The following is an 18,192-nucleotide window of genomic DNA, read 5'->3' as shown; positions in this document are numbered from 1 at the left end:
AGCAATGACTCATGGCCGATCCGATCGCCGTAGTGCCAGTGCCCCTCCCCGCGACCACCGATGAGGAACGGGGCCCCGTCGCCGACGTCGAGGCTGTGCCCCGACTTCGCGTCCGTGGCCCGCCTCAGCGCGCGCAGCGCGACGAGCGACGCCACGGTGAACGCCTCGATGTTCCCGACGTCGGTGTCCTCCAGGTAATGGCCCCAGCCAAGCCGGCGGGTACGCAACACCAGATCCAGCGTCTGAAACGCCAGCGTTGTGTTCTCGTAGATCGGCTTGGCCGCGTCGTCAACGATCGTGCCAAAACCCGCGCCGCCCGGGATCGCCGCGCCCAGCAGGTTGAACACCACCTTCGTGACCGCGCTCATCGTTTCGTTGACGCCCGGCATCGATTGGCCGCCGACCGTGATCATTCCCACGGTCGGCGGCGAATACGACGCCCGGGCCGACCGCACCATCGACGCCGCGCCACTTGTCCGATACACGACGTACGGATCGCCCGGCGCGACGCCGAGCCATCGGGATACGTGGTACTGCGGGGTGTCGGGGCGGGCATCGACGAGGTTTCGGATTTCTTCGACTCCGCCGTCGGCGATTTCGAGGACGGTGCGGGTGAGTCCGCGGCCGAGGGTTCCTTCGGTGGCGGTTTCGCCGAACCAGCCGGACGTGTCGTGGAAGGTGACGATCATTTGGCCGTTGCGGGTGAGTCGGGCGCCGGGCCAGGGGTCGGGGTCTCCTTCGAACCATCGGTCGATGCGCATGTGGAGTTGGACGTCGTCGAGGATTGGTTGGGCGAGGTCGGCGAAGTAGTCCATTCTGGCGCCGAGGTAGCGGAGGGGCGTGGGGTCTTCGAGGTAGTTGATGGGGGCGACGAGGATGGGCCAGTCGCGCCAGTTCCATGCTGAGGCCCATGACTCGAAGCGGAGGGGGTCGTCGGGTAGGTGTCCACCGAAGATGGTGAAGTGGCGCAGCAGGTTGAGTTGGAGGGTCAGCGCCAGGAGGCTTTGGGCCTTCATGAACAGTTGGAAGACCTTCGGGGCCTGGAAGGCGCTGGGGAACATGGGGTTGGGGTAGACGGGGATGTGCTTGAGCTGTTCCCAGTCGTGGAGGAAGGTCAGGTGGACGGTGCGGTCGCCTTGTTCGTGCTGTTCGACGTCGAGGTCGGAGAGGGTTCCGCACCAGCGTTCGCCGTCCTTGTCGATGCGCAGGACGACGACGTCCTTGTCGCGGTTGTACCATTCGGCGGCCCACCGGGCGAGGGGGTCGGCTTCGGGCATGGAGATGGTGGCGCGGCCGACGTCGTTGACGACCCATTCGCAGTCGCCGGCGTATTCCCCGGCGATGCGGCCGGCGAGGTCGAGGCCGACGGTGCGTGCGTGCCAGAGGGTGGCCACGGGTGGGCGCAGGCGCTTGATTTCGCGGCGTCGGCGTTGCCGCATGCCTGATTCGTAGGCGGCGTCGAGGCGGTCGAGGGTGGTGGTGTCTACCACGGCTGCTCCCATCTCGGATAGACGCGGATTTGGGCGGCGGCGCCGGCGACTCCACCGAAGGTTCCGTAGTGCTCGGCGATGAGGTCGGCGATGGCTTGGCCGGTGAGGTTGGCGATGAGTCCGTCGCCGATGGTGGGCACCCACCAGGGCGTGGTGTCGCGGATCCAGGTGGCGATGCGGTTGCCGACGTCGGTGGGGGTCATCTGCATGAAGGCGGTGGCGCCGATTTCGTTGGCGAGGTCGTGGAGTCGGCGGGCGATCCATGCCTTCCACTCGTAGGGCAGGTTCCACGGCAGGGCCGGCAGCGGATCGACGGCGACCGGGAGCTGCATGCGGTAGGTCTCCGGCGGCAGGGGGTGCAGGAATGACTGGCCACGCATTGCGGCAAGGGGCGCGAGGGTCTGGTCAGTGGTCTCGACAGTCAGCTGGGCGGGGTCGGTGTCGACCAGAGCGTCGCGGCCGTATGGGAGGAAGTCGATGGGGATCATCCGTTCCTCTTCCCCTGGTTCGGTGCCGAGTTCGTGGTCGACGTCGGGGAGCAGCCACCCGGCCGGGGAGGTGAGTGACCAATAGGGCCACACGGGCATGTTGCCGGGGTTGTCGATCGTCACCGAGCCCATCACCGTGTCGCCGTCGAACTGCCACTCAGCGGTGATCGGGGCCGCGGACCGCCATCCCGGGATCGGTGCGATGAGCATGAATTTGTAGCGCGCGGATTCTTCGGCGCCAGGGTCGACGTCGTTTTCCATCGCGCGGGCTTCGACCTCGCGGACGGTGAGCACCCGCTCCCCCGACCTGTCGGTGCGCACGACGAGCTCCGAGTCACGGTCCCGGTGCAGTGCGCGCCGGAATCGGGTGAGCTCGTCGGCCCACTCGTCGCCGAAGAAGTCGATGGACAGCGGGATCAGCGGCGCCCGGAGGATCGACCCGGCGTAGACGGAGCCGCCGCCGACACGTGCACGGTACGTGGAGTCGAACGGTGTGTCGTAGAACTCCTCCATCTCGCCGGCCATCGCCCGCACCGGGCGGCCCAGGGCCTCCGGTCCGTGCAGCGGCCACTCGGAACCGTCGCAGCCGCGCAGCCACAGTTCATACTCGGTGGTCATTCGATCACGCTCCAATCAGACCGCGGTGCTCGCGCATCGCGAGTAGGCGGCCCTTCATGTAGGCGTCCTGGTCATCCCGGACGTGGAAATGGACATCGCCGTTGCCGTACCGGCCACGGCGGTCGGCCGCGGCGCCGCGGTTGGCCGGCTCCTGGGGCAGCTCCGGCATCAGCGGCATCTGCCACTGAGGCATGTGAGGCATCGCTGGCATGACGACGTCGGCCAAGGAGTCGAGCATCGACGTCGGGATCGCCATCAGGTCGCGGCCGAACTCCTCAGCGGCGTACTGGACGTTCCCCGCTACCTCACCGGCGTACCAACCGGCGAGCTCACCAGCCGGGCCTGCGGCCGCCGACACGACCGCGCCGGAACCCGGAACGATCGCGTTGGCCATGCCCGCAGCCGGGCCAGCCGCACCAGCGACAGCCGCCTTCGTCATCGACTCCGCCAACCCCGAAAGATCCGGCAGCTGGCCATAAACGAGGTCCTCGAAAGCCCTGGTCTGTTCCGGGCTGAGTACCCGCTCGGGCTCCAAGGTGTTCTTGAGCATGTGGCCCACACCGGTGGCGCGGCCACCACGGTCGTACCAGTTGTTGGCGCGCCAGAACTTCTCGGCTGCTACAGGATCTCCGTAGCGGTCCTCGATGTACTGAGCGCCGGCCTGCGTCTGCTTGTACGGATCCGGGGACTTGTCCGGCAGGTACTGCTGCAGCGTCCCACTTGATGGATTGAGCTGTGGCAAACCCCACGCGCCGGAGCTCGGATTCTCCGCCAACGGATTCCAGTTCGACTCGCGCGTGTAGATGAAGTCGATCCCCGCCCAGTTGGCGCCCGTGTCCCAGCCACGCGGCCGCAGCGCAGCCTTCGCCGCCTCCTGCGGCGTCGCGTACGTCGCCGCCGCAGGATCCTCCACCGCAGTGGCGGCGCCATCGCCGACACCAGCCTCGGCCGGGGCGTCCGATTCGGCGGTCTGGGCGATCGCTTCGTCCTGCTGCTCGATCTCCTGGGGCGTCGCGTCGTCCTCGACCTGCTGGTACCAGGTCTTGCCCGCCTTCATGATCGGAGGGAGCTGGTCGGGGATCCCCAGCACCGACAGCAAGCTGGCGACCTGCCCCGACACGAATGCCGACGCGAGGTTCCCGGCCAGCCCCGACCACGAGTCCGAACCGGTGCCGTAAAACGGCGAATCCTTGTCATTCGACGCCGACTCCGCGGCCGCTGAAGCCTCGGGAGAAAGCGGTACCGCGCGGCCGTCACCATCGGTCGTTGCCGTGATCCGCGCTCCGCCGTCGCCGTACTCCAGGGATTCCGACGACTCGGTGATCGACGGCTTGTTCGCGTACGGCGGCGAAAAGTGCTGGTGGTCGAGGTACCAGTGCTCGGTGAACTGCGGATCGTTGGCGCCGTCGCCACGGCCCACGGACGGGCCACCGACGTCGCCACCGGACTCGACAGGGATCCCGTCGAGCGACGCAGCCATGTGCGCGGAGTTGACGCCGACGATGAACGGCCCGACGCGACCACGCTTGAAGCCCGGCCACTGCCCCTGCAGCATCGTGTGGGTCGTCCCCATCCGGCCCGAGGTGTCGGGGTCACGACCCTGGGCAGCCCAAGCGACGCGGCCGATGTACCCCGAGCAGTCGGCGGCCTCACGGCTGATACCGCCCCACTGGTAGCGAGCACCGATGTCGTGCGACGACTTCGCCTCGCGGAGCGCACGGTCCAGGCCCTCGCGGGACCCGATCGTGCCACCGGTCTCCAGACCGGTGAGTTCCGCAGCCTGCTCGGCGCGACGGTCGCCGCGGTTGAGTGCCTTGAGGAAGCTCCTGTGCTTGGCGGATTGCTTGGCGTTGACGACTTCCTCACCGGCGTCGACGCGAACGATGGGCACACCGGAGCGGTCGACGCCCATGAAGCCGTCGACGACGTTCGTGCCCGGCCCGGTGGTGGGCAGCGAGCCCCCACTGGTCAGGTCACGGATCGAGCCACCCGCCGCGAGTGCACCGATGGTGCCGCCGTCGGCAGCACCGCCGGAGGAGAAGACGTCGCGGATAGATCGCACGACGTTCAGGCGGATGTTCAACGCAAAGTTGTTGAAGTCGTTGATCAGGCGCTGCAGCCACGAACGGGATTCGGTCACGCCGTCACGCAGCGGCTGGTTGTTCAGGTCGGCGGTCGGGGTCGGCCGTTCGCCGTCGAGCAGGTTCAACGTGCCATGCGCCGCTGCCGCGTTGCCGTCGAGCGGCCCGGTGAACAGGTCTGAGACCGGCACCGGGCGGCGCCCATCGACGCCATCCAGGGTGGCATGCGCGGCTGCGGCGTTGGCGCCGAGCAGCATGTTGTCCAGGTCGGACGTCGGTACCGCGTGCCGCCCATCGACGCCGTCGAGCACGGTGTGCGCGGCCACGGCATTCCAGGTCAGTTCAGTGGCGTCCAGACCAGCGGACGCGGAGGCGAACCGGAAGTCGAAAACATCGAGCTGCCCGTTAGCCTGGTCGATCCCGTTGTTGAAGGCGATCGGGTCGACGTCGAGCCCCGGCGCCGCGGTGGTGTCGTCGATCTGCCCGAGCTGGCGGGCAATGTCGTCGAGAGCCGCCTGGGCGTCACGAGTAATCGCCTGCGCCTCCACCGCAGACGGAGGCAGCGAGTCGAGGTCGACCTTCTTGCCGATGACATCGTCAAGCTTGGCCAACGCATCGTCCGCGACCGCGGTGATCTCGATCTGCCCGGTTTCCTCATCGATGACCTTGTACTTGATCCCGACATCATCGAGGACCTGCATCGCTTCCGGCCCGCCGGTGATGAACAGGTTCGTCCCGACAGCGTCAGGAGTGGACTCCAGCGCACGCTTCAACGCGTCGGCGGTCGCCAGCGCCGGGTCCGCCTCCAGCGCGGCGGAGATCAGCAGGTCGCGCGGCGTCATGTTCATCTGCTCCGCCAGCTGCATGATCGCGTCACGGCCCAGGCCCGACGACTCCGCCAGCCCCTCGAGTGCGGGCTGCGCCTCCGCCCAAATCGTGTTGACGTCGCCGCCAGCGATGGCGGCTTCCCGCATGCGCTGGCCAAGGTCGCTCATTGCCTGGTGCACAGCCCCGGACGCAGCGTTGTGGAGCGTGTCGAGCCTGCCGGAAGCGTCAAGGGTAGCGCCGGCGAATTCGCTGACCTCGCCCTCGGCGGTGGTGAAGGAGTCGGTGAGCTGGTCAATCTCAGCGCGCAGGTTTGCGTTCGCCTCGGTCAGGTCGGGGCTCGCACCCGTCAGCTTCTGAATAGCGGCCCAGTAGCTCTCCACCCGGGACTCAGCGTCGCCAGCCTTGTCCGCGATGGCTTCGATGGCGTCGGCCACTTCAGCCTGCGCCGGGCTCACCTGCCGGGCCTGCTCCACCAGCCGCTGCTGCTCCGCCCGCATCTGATCCAGCTGCTCAGCAGCCTTCTCTGCGCCATCGCCACCAGCGGCGACTTCCTGGCGCAGCTTCGCGAACTCCGGGCCCCCCTCAGCGACGACCCGGGCCACGTCCTCCATCGTGTATCCGAGAGACGAAGCCGTTTCTTCGAGGTGACGGTAGCGCCCGGCGGCCACACGGGCTTGCTCAGTCGTGTCGTAGAACGACTTTCCGATGAAGGGGACGACGCTCGCGATTTCGCGGAGCACCAGGGTCACACCACGCCCCTTTGCTCCCGCCTCATAGAACTGTTCCAGGCGTGCCGTGGCCAGGTCGGTGGCCGCCGCCATGCCTTCGTCACCGATCGCGCCAGTCGTGCCCGCGACCTCACGGGCAAGCTCCTTCTGCGCCTTCACCGCCGACGATGTCGCGCGAGTGAGGTTCTCCGCCGACTGCTTCGCCTCCCCGTACGCCGCAGTGATCAGCCCGACTGCGGCGGCAGCGCCGGCCATCGCGACGCCCCACGGGCCACCCATCGCGGCCATGAACCCCTGTCCCGCCTGCTTCATTCCGGAAAAGGCGGTCGTAACAGCACCCTTCAGGCCACCGACTGCAGTGGTGATGCCACGAGTGGCGGTGCTGGCGGCGGCGACGGTGCCGTGCCACGCCTGCGCACCCATGCGGTCGATAGTCGTGAAAGCGTCGGTGCTGGCCAGAGCCTGCAGCTTCGCCTGTTGTGCTGCGGCGCGGTGGGCATCACCGAAAGCGGTGACGCGTTGGCGGGCCTGGTCGGCACCGGCGGCAATGGCAGCCATGCCGGTGCGGCCGTTGTCGCCGAGCACCTTCGCGGCGACGCCGAGCTTGGTCATCTCGGGATGCGCGGCGGTGAAGCGCTTGACGTCGGCGCCGGAGGCGACGGCAGCCTGGCCGAAGTCGGTGATACCGTCAGCGGCCTTATTGACGTGCCCGGCGGTGGTCTTGAGCCACGATGCGATCGTGCTGCCCTTGGTGAGCGCCACCAGGGCCGCGCCGGCCGCGAGCGCCGCCGCCTCGGACGACTCCAGCACTCCGGCAAGTACGTTCAACGCTGGAACCAGCGTCGCATCAGCGACTGCGGCGGCGCCGCTGAGCAGAGATAGGAAGGTCTGCCACGTGGCCACGGAAATCGCACCGCCGACCTTGAGCAGCTCTGCCGCGATCGTACCGATCGAGGGCGCCAACGACAGTGCAGTGTCAAGCAGTAGCGAGAACGTCGCCGTCGTGTTGGACAGCACTGGCCCCAGCGACGTCGCTTCCGCACGCAAATCACGCACGAAACCAGCCACCGAACCCGCGGCCGGGCCCAGCCAATCCCGCAGCGCCTGCGCAGCCGGGCCGACGCGGTCCGTGAGATTGTCGATGACGCCGGTGAAACCGACGATGCCGTCGCGGGCGTCGTCGAAGAACGGCGTCATCGCGGCGGCGCCGAGCCGGCCGAGCGCGGCGCCCGCGTTGTCCATCGCCCCGGTGAACGTCTGGCCGGCAGCCAAGGCGGCGCCGCCCATCCCGGATTCGATCGCGTTGCGGAGCTCATCGAACCCGATCTGCCCGGCGGCCGCCATCTTCGTGATCTCGGCCGCTGTGACACCCATTTCCTGTGCAAGAAGCTGGATGATCGGGATACCGGCGTCGCCGAGCTGGGCGAGCACATCGCCCTGGAGCTTCCCCGAGGCAGCAACCTTGTTGAAGATAGATGCCATCGACCCCAGGTCGGTGCCTGCGATAGCTGCGGCATCACCCATGAGTTTGAGCGTGCGCTGCAAATCCTCGCCGGGCTTTACTCCGGACGCGACGGCCGCCGCAGCCGCCGCAGCGGCATCGCCAAGGCCGAAGGCCGTGCCCTTCACGGCCGCCAGCGCATCGCCCATAATGGACGCAACACCGCCGGCTGTGTGTCCCAACCCCGACAGCTTCGCCTCCGCGGAGTCGATGGCCGTCAACCGCTGGAACCCCTTGGTCATCGCGGCGCCGAGAACACCCGCGACAGCGGCGCCGGTGGCCACCGCACCGGTCTTGAGCGTCTTACCGATCCCGGCAGACAGCTTCGAACCGATCCCAGCGCCATCCTTCTCCGCATGCCTGGCTGCGCCTCCCAGCGCCGACCGCACGCCCGGCGCGATCTTGGAGGTTTCGGGGACGATGGGGACGTAGACGACGGCGAGTTCCTCGGCCATGGGGACCTCCTCGGGGTTATTCGCGCGGGCCGTCTGCGGGGACGGCGATTTTGCGCCTTGCGGCGATTTCTGCGCGGATGCGGGCGAATGCCTCGGGGGTTGCTTCGACCATGCGGTCGGTGGCTTCCTCGTCGGCGGGTTCTGGTTCGGGTGGGTAGATCTCCTGCCAGATGGGCGGGGGCGGCGGGGCGTTGCGGTCTGCGGTGCGTTGCCAGTTTGCGGCGCGGGTGGCGTCGGCGATGGCGGTCATAACTCGCATTTCCGGGGAGAGCAGTCGTGTGCCGGGGTTGCGATGTTCAGTGACGTAGGAGCCGTATCTGGTGGAGGTCAGGAGGGTGCGGACTTCGATCCAGGACAGGGCGGTTGTGCCCATGTCGTGGATGGAGCGGCCGAGCTCGAGGAGGTCGAGGGTCAGCGCTGTCCGTAGTTCAGGGTCGGCCTCCAGTGCTGCTAGGAGGCCTCGGATTCCCCCAGGTCGATTTTCGATTCGGAGCGCCAGATCTCCCAGAGCTGGTCGCGTTCGCCGATCGTGAGCTTCTTGAGTTCGTCGGCGTCGGGGAGGTCGAGGTTGTCAAGCCACCAGTCGATGAGCATCTCCGCTTCCTTGCGGCCTTCGGCGAGTTTTCCGGTTTCGGGGTCGATGGCGGAGGCGAGGTGTTCCTGAAAGTCTTCGATGAGTTGCTCGGGCTGGAACTCCCAGCGCTTGGCGGTGAAGACGAGGGGCTTTTTGCGTCCTTCGACGGGGACCTCGATGGTGACCATGACGCGCGGGTCGTGGGCGGGGATGAGCTGGCGGGTGGCCATGGGGTTCCTCCTGGGGCAAGTTTGTGGCCGCCCCTGCTGTCGCGGGTGGCGTCGGCAGGGGCGGGGTGGTGGGGAGCGGCGGGTTAGGAGTCGGATTCGGCGGTGGTGGCCTTGATGTGGAGGGTCAGGGCCTTGCGGGCGGTGATGCCGTTCTCGTCGGAGACGTTGACGGTGATCTGCTGGTCGCCGGAGGAGGTCGGGGTGCCCGACAGGTGTCCGTCGTTGGACAGGGTCAGTCCGGCGGGGAGATCTCCGACGGCGGTCCAGGAGTACGGGGCGGTGCCTCCGGTGGCTCGGAGCTGGTAGCCGTATTCGGTGCCTTCGGTGGCGTCGGGGAGCATGCCGGTTGCGACGCCGAGGGCGATGGCGCCGTCGGTGTAGGCGTAGTAGTCGCGCATGAAGTCGCCGTCGATGCGCGGGCCGGCGAAGCACTTGATGGTGACCTCGTACTGGATGATCTCCGTGGAGGTGTTGACGACGTCGCCGACGGTGATGACCTGTCCGACTTCAACGAGGGAGCGCTTGAGGCCCTGGTCGATGAGGAAGTCGAAGACGAAGGTGCAGCGGGGCATCTTCGCCTTGTTGTGGCGGACGGTGACGTGGCCGGTGTTGGAGTCGACGATGACGTTGTCGTCGCCGACGACGGTGCGCAGAACATCCGCGTTCTGGGACTCCATCAGGGTCAGGACGATGGTGTTGTCGACGGAGGTCTGCAGGGTGTAGACGACGTCACCGCCGAGGCCCTTGCGGTCGTCGGTCTCGCGGTTGGTGGCGTGGGTGACGCCGGACTCGGCGACGATGCCGAGGTCCACGAGGGTGCCTTCCAGGTCGTCGACGGCGTTTTCGGGCAGGTTTTCGACGCGGCGGGTGGAGCGGAACGCGGTGCCGGAGCGTCCGGCGTCGATGGACGTGATGAGACCGGTATCGGCCATGATTGCCTCCTATGGCATGAGAAGAGCCCCTGCCAGCCGGCGGGGCTTTGTATGGTTCAGGTGGTCAGGCCGGGCGCAGTTTGGAGATGCGCAGGCGGCCGAGGATCTGCCATCGGGCGAGATCCGTGCGGTCGGGGTCGGGGAAGCTCATGACGGATTCCTCCTCCCAGCCGCGCAGGCGGTGGCCTGCGGCGGTGCGGGTGCCGGGCCACTCTCCCTCGAGCAGTGCGAGGGCGAGTTGTCCGGTTAGCTTCTCGGCGGTTGGGCCGTCGGCGGCGTAGATCTGGATCGCGAATCGGGGTGCGGAGGTGACGCGGTTTTCGTCTTTGCCTCCGACGCGCTCAATTCGGATCCGCGGGACCGTCACCTCGCGCGGCAGCTGCGTGGAGACGGGGATGCCGTCTGCGAGCCCCAACAGCAGCTGGCGGAGCGCGGTGGTGGCCTGAGGGTCATCGAGCCGCATCGATGCTCCTGGCCAGCGTGTTGTTCTTGGCGTTGTCGCGCTGGGCTTTGTACGTCGCGGTGATCACCGAGGCTCGCGGGCGGGTGGCCCCAGCGTACGCGCCAGTTTCGTAGCCGTCGCCAGCGGCCGCCGCGATCTTCGCGGCAGCCTTGTTGATGACGCCGACGACTGTGGGGTCGAAGCGAATGGCCTTGAAAGCGGCCATGTTCCACTTGATCTTCATCCGGTGCTCCTTCCCAGCTTGATGACGTCGAGCCCGGGTGCCCAGCCGAACGGTCCGTGGTCGAAGTTCGACCGGCCGATGGCCTTGTACCGGGTGCCATCGACCTCGACGTGATCACCGACCACGATGTGGCCGGCGTCGGCGTAGAGGTCCAGGGCGTACTCGTAATGAGCGGGGGCGGTGAACGCCGACTTGTCGACGTCCGAGGGCTCCGCCCACCCCGCTGCTGCCACCTCTTCGGGGACCTCTTCTGTGGTGGTTTCATCGCCATGGTCATTGATGACCGTGGTGCCCGGCCGGATTTTCGTAACGGTGTAGCGAAGCGCGAACTTTGGGCCTACCATCCGCAGGCCTCCATGCTTCGGGCCCCATTGGCCCCGGCGTCATCGAGCGCGGATTCGAGCATTGCCCGCTCCTGCCCCGTGATGAACAGCGCTCCGTTGGGGTTGCTGTACGACTGGGAGTAGGAGAACGAACCGGCCGTTGCCTGCTGTTGCGACAAGCCCTCGGATCCGTCAGCGAGCAATGCCCGCTTGACCATCGCTGCGGATACCACTCGCAGGACGTCTGCCAACTGCGGTGGCGGATTCTCGGGAATCGCCGGGAACGTCGCTCGAAGCCACACTGCGGCGTCGGAGAGCAATGCCTCGACGGTGCCGTCTTCCAGGCCAGCCGGGAATCCCCGCCACCGCGTGCGCACTTCATCGACGGTGGCGAACATTGCTACGCCCCGAGGTTGGTGAGCTTGACCATGGCCATCGGGTCGGTGACGCCGAAGGCGACGGTGGCCCACGTCTGCGACCAGGTCGTCTGGGTCGAGGCGTCTCGCCACGTCTCGGTGGAGATCGGGGATTCGACGCCCATGACGCCGACCATGCCGGACTGCAGCACCAGGCCCTCGCCGGCGGGCTGGGCGGTGGTGGTGTGCAGGGTGAGGCCGAAGGTGGAGAGCATCTCCTGGTAGTTGGCGACGCCGAAGACGAGCTTGAGGTTCTTCGCGTCGGTCGGGTTCAGGATCAGGACGTCCGGGTTGTAGCCGAGTTCGGTTTCCTGGATCTTCAGCTGCGCGTCGAGCAGGTTGTTGATCAGCTCGCCCTCGCCGGTCTTGGCGGTCTTGGCCGATGCCTGGACGCCGGCGGCCGCCGCCCATCCGCCGGACGCAACCGTCAGTGCCTTGTCGTCGAGCGCGTCCAGAGCGTCGGAGAGCGCCTTGATGCCGCGTTCGTCGAGGTCCTTGACCATGGTATTGGCCACCTGGGAGACCTTTCGCTGCAACAGCATCGCATCGTTGCGGACGCGGGCCTCGTCGGTGATGCCGAACTTGCCACCCGTCTTCTGCACGCGAACGACAACAGGCTCACCGTCCGGGGTGTGCAGCACCGGGAACTCCGCGCCCGGCGCAATCACACCGGGCTTGTCGGTTGCGGTGGGTTCATTCTTGACGAGCTGGTCGAACAGCAGGGCACCACCGGAGGTGGTGACGTTGCCGAAGATGGTCTGGGTGAGCAGGTCGCGCTCGACGAGGCGGGCCGCGTAATTGTCGATGCGGGTGGGCTCGTTGAGCATCATGTCGATGGTGATCGCGCCGTCCCGGACTTCGGGGGCGCCGAGCGGGAACATCGGGTCTCGTGCCATTGGTTACTCCTTACTTCAGTGCCACGGTGACGACACCGTTGGCGGCCTTGGTCAGTGCGATGCCGACGACGGGGCCGGTTGCGGTCTTGGCGGCCTTGCCGGCCGCGGCGGTGGACACGGCATCGCCGGCGGCGATGGCGCCGGAGGCAGCGAGCTCGTAGATGCCGATGCGGTAGATGGTGACGTAAGCGTCGGCGGGGCAGTCGTGGGCGGCGACGCCGAGTGCGATGACGTCGGCACCGGCAGGCTTGACGACGGGGTTTCGGCCGTCCATGCCCGCCGAGACAACGACGAAGGTGCCCTTGGTGAGCGCTTCGGCTGCCTTGGCGGTGATGTTCGTCGCCGGGGTGAAGTGAATGGGCGTGGCCATGTCTTCCTCCTTCAACGGGAAGCGGGGTTGGTTTGGTGTTGGGCCCTAGACGGGCCAGCTGGGCGGGAACGCGTTATCCGGGGTCTCATCCGACCTGGGGCGGGGGCCGCCGAGCTGCTCGACGGGGACGTTCGACGGCGGCGCCTGAATCTGTTGCTTCTGCAGCTCGGCTAAGCGGCGCGCACGGTCCTCAATGTCCTCCGGGCTCCCTGAACCCAGGAAGTCGAGGTTCTCCTCGGCGATGCCGTACTTGGCGGCCAGGCGAAGTCGAGTGTTCTCCGCGGCAGTATCGGCGAGCTTGGCCTCGAGCTCGGCTCGCTGCTCCTGCTGCCGCTGGAGTTCGGACTTCTCCGCGTCCTGCTTCTCGCGCCACGCCTCGGCGTCGGCGCGCAGTTCGTTGCGTTGCCGTCGCATGGTCGCGGCCTCGTCGCGCAGCTTGCGGATTTCGTCCATGTAGGACTCCGGGGTGCGTTCCTCGGGTACCTTCTCGGCCCCCGGGGCCTCGTTGGCTGCCACCTCGTTGGTGGACTCGGTAGCGGTGTTTTCCTCCGACATGATGATCCCTCCAGGGCGATCGTTCAGTTTTCGGGCATAAGAAAACCCCGCCACCACGGGTGTGGTGCGGGGCAGTGCCATGGCGGGGACTCGCACCCCGCGGCTGTGGCTTCTACATGGCTATGATTTAGCTTTCAATCGAGGCGGGACGCCGCGAAGGATCATCGAAAAGCGCATCGATCGTTTTCCACGATCCAGAACCAAACTTCAGGATCTCCGGGGTCGCCGGGGGGGATGATGAACATCGTGTCGGTCTCATGGCCAGCCGTGGAAACGTAGGCATCGGGGAACCGCGCCACGACAACGTCAAACGCTTCGCGGTAGCTACGCATTATCGGTTCCTTCCACTACATGAACAACATCGACTCCCGGGCGGTACCCATCAATTCGGGCCCAACGGATCGATCCTCCCAGCGATCCGGCCAAATACTCGTCGCCGGATTCGCTGCCTACTTGAGGGTCAACCACCACAATACCGCTTTCGCGTCGTTCCCACCCCATAACGTGAGACGTTCCATTCGCCTTACCTGCACGGATGAACCCATACGCCCCCGGCGGGTAGTCGCGCTCCATCTGTCTTTTGACTTCTGGCCACCTCATCGCGTGAGTATCAGAATCGCTATCATGCCACTTCGGAGCGACCCCACTCGAGTTCCTCCAGAACCTTGATGCGTGCTCTGCTGAAGTCCGACCTCGCCGACGGCCAATCGGAACTTCATACTCGCCGGGCGCAGCCTTCGCGTCGTAACCGAGCTTCCGTAGTCCCCACGCGTTGACGCACCGAATGCAATTCGCCTCATCACCGGTCGGGTTCGCGCCGGTCAAAGCAGTGCGAGACCTGACCTTGGATCGTTTCCTGGACATTCGCGCCAATTTAGGCGGTGCCATTCCCTTTTCGCCCGCGTCGAGCGCGACGGCCTGCGCGATGACATCGCCATCACGCAACCGCTGGCTGAAGCGTCGAAAAGCAGTCTCTCCAGGTTCAGCGTCCCACGTAGCCGCTCGCCACTCGCGCTCGAGTCGCCTATACGCCGCCTCCCCAGGCCACGGTTGCCCTTTGATTACTAGCACGGCACGACAGTCGCAACCGTCGTGATACCGGCGTCCATCGGCCCGGCGCGTGACCGTGTCTTCGGAGTAGACGGGGCCGCGGGAGGCGAGCATGGCGCAAAACGCGCAGCTTTCTTTGCCGGAGAGGACGCGGGCGTAGCCGATGCGCTTGCCAACCGGTCGTTTGAGTGCGGCGTCGCGGACCCTGCCGAGCTTGGCGGTGTCGGACACGGCGTCGCGGCCGGCCTTGCGGGCATGCCGCAGCAGTGTCGACGACACCCGGGCGATGACCTTTTCCATCGCACCCGGGTGATCTGGAAAGGCGAACGCCGGGACCGATTGAGTGACGAGCGCGCGGGTGACGTCGTCGACGAGCTCCAACTCGATGTTGCTCGGCTTGGACCCCATGCCGATGGCGCGGATCACCGCGTCGTGCGTGGCGTGGGGCGGGTAGTTGCGCTGCTTCGCCGGCGCGACCTCCAGGCCGAGAGCGCGCATGTCGTTGCCCATCTGAGTGACTTCGTGGCGGTAGTAGTCGCCGCGGTACTTCTCAACGACGGGGTGCAGCCGCCGAGCCAGGGCGTCGGCGCTATCGGTGTCGGTGGGGATGCCATGGTCGGTCACGATGGCTGTGATCTCGCGGCGCATGCGCTTCTCGCGATTGTCCACGCGGGCACCCCCTCACAGTCATCGGCGGCACGCACGTGCCGCTGGGTCATCCTGAGGCCACAGTGGGTTCCTCGTCGTCGGGGTCGAACAGGCCAGTCGCAAGGGACGGCATGGTAGCGGTGCGGGCGCGGGCGCGCTCGACACGCTCGCGCGTCCATCCGGGGATGTCCGCCCACAGCTCGTCCTGGGGCACGCCGAGTAGCGAGGCGAGCTTTCCGAGGCCATCGACGGTCTGGGCGAACGACCTGCTGGAGGTCTCCGCCCACTTGACCTCCGCTCCGAAGTCCGCGGCACCGTCGCTGTCGCCGGTGATGTGCGCGCACAGGCGCAGTAGCTGTTCGTGGGATTCCCCCAACGAGGTCTGGATCTCGGAGGCCTTTCGGTCCTTCGACGTCTCCAACGCGGCGAGGCCGTCCGCCGAGATGTTGCTGATCGCGTTGGCGCCCAGCGACTGGGCCGGCACCTGCGCCGTGGCCGCCAAATCCCGGACCGTTGCTTGCCGGGCCTCGGTGTACTGCGCCAAATCCGTGGAGTCGAACTGGCCGACCTTAACGTCCTTGTTGCCGAAGAACCACGTGTCGGAGGCAGACTGTCGCATCGCGTCCTGCTCGGTCTTCGGCATCCATCCGAGGACGTAGCGCTGTTTGAATGCGCTCCAGTACTGGGCGACACCCTGTTGGTAGTTCGTGGTGTCGATGCGATCAGACAAGGCAAGAAGGTGCTCGATGATGCCTCGAGTTTCCTCCCCATCTGCCATCATCCGGTCCTGGTACCGCACGATGGGCGTTACGCCCACGCCGTGAGGGCGGGCCTCGAGGTACGGCAGGTTGGCGTCGGTGAGGTAGTGCGAGGAACCCCACTCGAGCGGATCACCGGGTACGTGCTCGGCGCCGAAGTAGTAGACGTCGTTTTCGTCGTACAAGCGGATATGGCGGCCCTGGATGGCCAGGGCGATGATCGGGAATTCCTCGCTGCTGGGGCTCCCTTCCCCGGGCCACGCGAACGGCTCACCATAGAAGGCGACCATGCGCCGAGGCGAGTGGACGCCGATCCGTGCCGCCCCGCCGGCGGCGGGTAAGACGGAGGCATAGGCGGTCCCGTACTCGAGGGCCGCACGGTGCAGCCCGGTCTGGCGGGCGTTCATGCGGTTGGTCTGCCACCACTGCCACGCCGGCGCCTGCTTCGCCCCGGAGGAAAAGAAGTTGTCCACCTTAAGGCTCTGCCCATAGGTGTCGAGCACGAGCCCCAGGAAGGGGGTCTGGGACATCTTGGCGATCTTGAGGTGCCGGTGGAAGTTCTTGCCCTGCTGCACGTCCATGCGACGGGCGGCTTCGGCGTCCGACCACGGGCGCACCGCGCGGTCGATCGTGTCGTAGCGCCGTCGCTGGGCCGCGTGCTCGACGAGGAGAGCCCGAACGGCCTCTCGGGCCTGTCCCTCATTCATGCGTGACGCACCTCCTTAGATGAACATCGCTTCGTCGTTGACCGGTGCGGCATTGACCGCCGGGTCATCCTTGGCCAGCCGGTAGACCATGCGGGCGCCGATCATGCAGACCGCCGCGTCAATCTTTCTGCTGGACTTCTTCGATTCCTTGCGGACGCTCTCGCCGTACCGGCCGAGGTAGCGGTGCGCGTTGCGGACGTGCTCCACGAGACGCGGATCACCGTCGTGGGTGAACGTGTGCTGCATGATCTCTGCGGCGGCCAGCTCGCAGGCCTGGGTAAACAGAAAGTCCTTGCCGCGCATGTCCCAGGCGATCGGCTCCGGGTGGCGAGCCTTCGGCGACGCCCACAGCCGCAGGCCGTCGCCGTACCGCGCCGGCCAGTCGACTTTGACGTAGCTCTCCCACTCGCGGACATCGGCGAAGAACGCCACGACGTCGAACCGGTCGAACGCGCGGGCAACACCCGCATCAACCGCCTCCACATCGACGTTGCCGCCCTCGGGCGGCGCCCACACCCCGACCGTGAACACGTGCCCATCGTCGAGGCAGCAGCCCACGAGGGCGGTGTGGTCGTTGGACAGCGAGCCATCGAAGAACAGCACGACGCGCTCGCCGTCGACCAGCCTGCGGCCCGGGGCGGCCATCTGTGCCCAGTCCTTCGGGTCGGCCCACGCATCCATCGAGGCGGTGGGCCAGTTCAGGTACTTGCGCTTCGAATCATCCGGGCGGGCCTTCGGATGCCAGATGCGGGTGATCATCCAGTCGATGTCCGCCCACGGGCAATCCGCGTACACGAACTCCAGCCCGGCGCGCAGGCTGGCTTCGTCGGCCATGTCGGTGTCCGGTGGTGCCTGCCGGCAGTCGTAGAGGATCTTGAGCTCGTTCTTGGTCAGGCCGTCTTCCTGCATGCACCAGGAGTCGAACGTTTCCTCACCGGCGCTTCCGGAGCCAGGGGTCCAGGCGTTGAGGGTCTCCAGCATTCGGGAGCCGGACTTGGCCAGGTTGTCGAGCAGCGTGCGGTGCAGCTCGGTACCTCCGTTTCCGTTGGTCCAGTGCTCGAGCTCGTCACCGATGACGAAGCTGGCTTCCGCGCCTTCGGCTGTTGCCGACGACGAGGTGATGACTTCGAGCTTGCCGGCGGGTTCGACGTTGATTTGCGTTTTGCCGACGTCGAGGCCGTAGTCGGCGTGGAGCTGGGGCGCAGCCTTCTTGGACGCCATGGCGCGGATCATTCGCATGGTGTTCTCGGTCTGGTCGAGGGAGACGGCGGCGATCTGCACCCACGGCATGTGGACCCTCTTGCCGATGCAGCCACCGAGCACGTCCGGATTGAAGTGGCTGAACCGGACGGGTGCCAGGAGCTCGATCAGCGCCAGTACGGCGGCGAACGGGCTCTTCCCCGAGCCCTTCGCCAGCCTGCGGGCGGCGTGGTAGTACAGCCAGCGGCCGTTTTCGTCGACGGCGTAGAACCAGAGGATGAAGCGGGCCTGCTCGCGAGTGAACTGCCAGCGCTTGCCGGCGCGGATGCCGTTGGGGTGGCGCAGGTACTTCGCGGCCCAGGCCAGGGCCTCCCAGCCCAGCGTCAGCGTCGGTAGCCCTTCGGGCAGGGTCTCCAGGCGTTCGGCGGCGGCGACCATGGTCATCATCACCTCCGCGCGGCGGGCGGATCAGCCGGCCAGGTCGTTCTTGTACTTCTCGAGCATCGAGACCGTCGCGGCGCCATCGGCGTCGTCGACGCCGGGGCGCTGGAGCTCCACGCGGATTCTCCGGCGTGCACCCTCCGAGGTCATGAGGTTGTCCATCATCGACAGCACCAGGCCGATCGTCGCCGCGCGCGGCTTCTCCATTGCCATCTCC

The 18,192-nt window shown here is 66.9% G+C and carries 17 protein-coding genes; all 17 read right to left on the bottom strand.

Features of this window, described 5'->3' with window-relative positions; all coding sequences use genetic code 11:
- Positions 1 to 1,502: hypothetical protein (locus tag DI573_RS10160; RefSeq protein WP_292813591.1), on the bottom strand; the 1,502-nt coding region annotated here is incomplete at its 3' end.
- Positions 1,484 to 2,596, bottom strand: coding sequence for a hypothetical protein (locus tag DI573_RS10155; protein WP_292813588.1), 1,113 nt, complete (start codon positions 2,594 to 2,596; stop codon positions 1,484 to 1,486). The genes DI573_RS10160 and DI573_RS10155, both read right to left, overlap by 19 nt.
- A 4-nt stretch (positions 2,597 to 2,600) precedes the next feature.
- Positions 2,601 to 8,189 carry a tape measure protein gene (locus DI573_RS10150; RefSeq protein WP_292813586.1) on the bottom strand — a complete coding sequence of 1,863 codons (5,589 nt, stop codon included), beginning with the start codon at positions 8,187 to 8,189 and terminating at the stop codon, positions 2,601 to 2,603.
- A gap of 16 nt (positions 8,190 to 8,205) precedes the next feature.
- Positions 8,206 to 8,562, bottom strand: a complete 357-nt coding sequence (locus DI573_RS10145) for a hypothetical protein (RefSeq protein WP_070519216.1) — start codon at positions 8,560 to 8,562, stop codon at positions 8,206 to 8,208.
- A gap of 77 nt (positions 8,563 to 8,639) precedes the next feature.
- Entirely contained in the window at positions 8,640 to 8,993 is a 354-nt protein-coding gene (locus DI573_RS10140; protein ID WP_070519218.1) for a hypothetical protein, read from the bottom strand.
- A gap of 83 nt (positions 8,994 to 9,076) precedes the next feature.
- The gene (locus DI573_RS10135; protein ID WP_292813582.1) at positions 9,077 to 9,925 is read right to left on the bottom strand and encodes an Ig domain-containing protein; all 849 of its coding nucleotides are present in this window, start codon (positions 9,923 to 9,925) and stop codon (positions 9,077 to 9,079) included.
- A 64-nt stretch (positions 9,926 to 9,989) separates the two neighbouring features.
- Positions 9,990 to 10,388: a hypothetical protein gene (locus tag DI573_RS10130; RefSeq protein WP_292813579.1), complete on the bottom strand. Its 399-nt coding sequence runs from the start codon at positions 10,386 to 10,388 to the stop codon at positions 9,990 to 9,992.
- Complete coding sequence (locus DI573_RS10125) at positions 10,375 to 10,611, bottom strand: hypothetical protein (protein WP_070519224.1); 237 nt, start codon at positions 10,609 to 10,611, stop codon at positions 10,375 to 10,377. Before DI573_RS10125 ends, DI573_RS10130 begins: the two co-directional genes overlap by 14 nt.
- The gene (locus tag DI573_RS10120) at positions 10,608 to 10,844 is read right to left on the bottom strand and encodes a hypothetical protein (RefSeq protein WP_292813572.1); all 237 of its coding nucleotides are present in this window, start codon (positions 10,842 to 10,844) and stop codon (positions 10,608 to 10,610) included. Before DI573_RS10120 ends, DI573_RS10125 begins: the two co-directional genes overlap by 4 nt.
- A 104-nt stretch (positions 10,845 to 10,948) precedes the next feature.
- Entirely contained in the window at positions 10,949 to 11,332 is a 384-nt protein-coding gene (locus DI573_RS10115; RefSeq protein ID WP_292813570.1) for a Gp19/Gp15/Gp42 family protein, read from the bottom strand.
- A 2-nt stretch (positions 11,333 to 11,334) separates the two neighbouring features.
- Positions 11,335 to 12,246 carry a major capsid protein gene (locus DI573_RS10110; RefSeq protein ID WP_292813568.1) on the bottom strand — a complete coding sequence of 304 codons (912 nt, stop codon included), beginning with the start codon at positions 12,244 to 12,246 and terminating at the stop codon, positions 11,335 to 11,337.
- A 10-nt stretch (positions 12,247 to 12,256) separates the two neighbouring features.
- Positions 12,257 to 12,616: a capsid cement protein gene (locus DI573_RS10105; RefSeq protein ID WP_292813566.1), complete on the bottom strand. Its 360-nt coding sequence runs from the start codon at positions 12,614 to 12,616 to the stop codon at positions 12,257 to 12,259.
- A gap of 45 nt (positions 12,617 to 12,661) precedes the next feature.
- On the bottom strand, positions 12,662 to 13,252 hold the full coding sequence (locus DI573_RS10100; RefSeq protein ID WP_292813564.1) for a hypothetical protein: 591 nt from the start codon (positions 13,250 to 13,252) through the stop codon (positions 12,662 to 12,664).
- A gap of 243 nt (positions 13,253 to 13,495) precedes the next feature.
- Positions 13,496 to 14,890 (bottom strand): toxin glutamine deamidase domain-containing protein, encoded by a 1,395-nt coding sequence (locus DI573_RS10095; RefSeq protein ID WP_292813562.1) that lies wholly within the window; start codon positions 14,888 to 14,890, stop codon positions 13,496 to 13,498.
- A gap of 46 nt (positions 14,891 to 14,936) precedes the next feature.
- Positions 14,937 to 16,334: a phage portal protein gene (locus tag DI573_RS10090; protein WP_292813560.1), complete on the bottom strand. Its 1,398-nt coding sequence runs from the start codon at positions 16,332 to 16,334 to the stop codon at positions 14,937 to 14,939.
- Between the two features lie 15 nt (positions 16,335 to 16,349).
- Positions 16,350 to 17,972 (bottom strand): hypothetical protein, encoded by a 1,623-nt coding sequence (locus tag DI573_RS10085; RefSeq protein ID WP_292813558.1) that lies wholly within the window; start codon positions 17,970 to 17,972, stop codon positions 16,350 to 16,352.
- 30 nt (positions 17,973 to 18,002) lie between these two features.
- A partial coding sequence (locus tag DI573_RS10080) for a hypothetical protein (RefSeq protein WP_292813556.1) occupies positions 18,003 to 18,192 on the bottom strand: 190 nt, incomplete at its 5' end.

The sequence above is a fragment of the Microbacterium sp. genome (genome assembly GCF_003248605.1).
Lineage (GTDB): Bacteria > Actinomycetota > Actinomycetes > Actinomycetales > Microbacteriaceae > Microbacterium.
Note: the sequence above shows the minus strand (reverse complement) of the source record. Positions and strands in the feature narration are given on the sequence as shown.